Annotated in this window: 1 protein-coding gene; it reads left to right on the top strand. The window is 75.1% G+C overall.

Annotation, left to right across the window (positions count from 1 at the left end; genetic code table 11):
- Positions 1-1,794, top strand: a 1,794-nt coding sequence (locus MXD58_RS26865) for a condensation domain-containing protein (protein WP_250610605.1), incomplete at both ends; no start/stop codon positions are given.

The raw sequence follows: 1,794 nt of genomic DNA, 5'->3' as shown, positions 1-1,794 counted from the left end.
GGACACCGCCGGCGCGGCCCGCCCGGCGCTGCGCCCAGCGCCGCGGCCACAGAACCCGCCGCTGTCGTTCGCGCAGCGCCGGCTCTGGGTGCTCGACCAGGTCGAGGGGCCGAGCCCCACCTACAACATCCCGATCACCTGGCGCCTGTCCGGCCCGCTGGACCTGGCCGCCCTACGCGCGGCGATCGGCGACGTCGTGGCCCGGCACGAGGCGCTACGCACCGTTTTCCCCGCCCCGGGTGGCGAGCCGGTGCAGCGGATCCTCGACCCGGCTGGCGTGGAGATCCCGTTCGACCTGGTCGAATGGTCGCCCACGGACGGTGGGGCTCGGCCGGAGCCGCAGCCCCGCGACCCGCACCTCGCCGACGTCCTCGCGCGCGCCGCGTCGTACCCGTTCGACCTCGGCCGGGAGGTTCCGGTCCGGGTCAGCGTGGTGCGCTGCTCGCCGCGGCTGCACATCGTGCAGGTTCTCCTGCATCACATCGCCGCGGACGAGGGCTCCGACCGCCCGCTGGCCCGGGACCTGTCCGTCGCCTACCGGGCGCGCCTGGCCGGGACCGCGCCGGACTGGGCGCCACTACCCGTCCAGTATGTCGACTACGCACTGTGGCAGCGGGAGCTGCTCGGCGACGAGTCCGACGCGGGCAGCCCGGCCGCGGCGTCGCGGGAGTTCTGGCACGACGCGCTCGCCGGCCTGCCCGCGGAGCTCGCACTGCCCACCGATCGGCCGCGTCCGGACGAGCCGACGCATGCCGGCGGTGCCGTCGAGACGTCGATCGGCGCCGACCTCGTCGCCGCGCTGCGCGCCGTCGGCCGGGCACATGACGCCAGCATGTTCATGGTGCTGCGGGCCGCCGTCGCGACCCTGCTGCACCGCCTCGGCGCCGGCGAGGACATTGCGCTGGGCAGCCCCGTCTCCGGCCGGGTCGATGACGTCCTCGACGATCTCGTCGGCTTCTTCCTCAACACGCTGGTCCTGCGCACCGACCTGGCCGGCGACCCGTCGTTCGGCGAGCTGCTGGGCCGGGTCCGCGCCGGCGACCTGGCCGCCTTCGACCACCAGGACCTGCCGTTCGACCGGGTGGTGGACGCCGTCAACCCGCCGCGTACGTTGTCCCGCCACCCCCTGTTCCAGGTCATGATCGTGTACTTGGCGGCCTTCGACGCCGTCGACGAGCTGGACCTCGCCGGTGTGTCCGCCCGGCCTGAACCGGTGCGCCGGGGCAGCGTGAAGTTCGACCTGTCCATCGACTTCGTCGAACGCGGCGACGACGGCGGTATGACCATCGGCATCGCCTACAGCGACGACCTGTTCGACCGGGCCAGCGCGATCCGGCTCGTCGAACGGCTGCCGCTGCTGCTCGCCGCGCTGACGGCGGATCCCACCGCGCCGATCAGCGTGCTGGAGCTCACCGCCGCCGAGGAACGCGGGGTGCTGCTCGCCGCCGCCGACACCGCCGGGCGCCGGCTGCCCGACCTGACCTGGCCGGCCGCGCTGGCTGCCCGGGCCCGCCGCGCTCCGGACGCCCTCGCGGTCGCCACCGCGGCGGGCACGCTGACCTTCGCGGAACTCGTCGAGCGGGGCGGCCGGCTGGCCCGGCTGCTGGTCGAGCGGGGTGTTCAGCGGGAGGACGTCGTCGCCGTCGCCGTGCCGCGTTCGACCGACCTGGCGATCGCCCAGGTCGCGGTCCTCACCGCGGGTGCGGCCTGCCTGCCCGTGGACCTCGCCGACCCGGCGGACGACGTCGCCTTCGTCCTCGCCGACGCCGGCGCCCGGCTGCTCCTGTCGACCTG

It is taken from the genome of Frankia sp. AgKG'84/4, from assembly GCF_023242965.2.
In the GTDB taxonomy this organism is placed as follows: domain Bacteria; phylum Actinomycetota; class Actinomycetes; order Frankiales; family Frankiaceae; genus Frankia.
The sequence above is the reverse complement of the archived record's forward strand: the minus strand, read 5'-3'. Positions and strand labels throughout refer to the sequence as shown.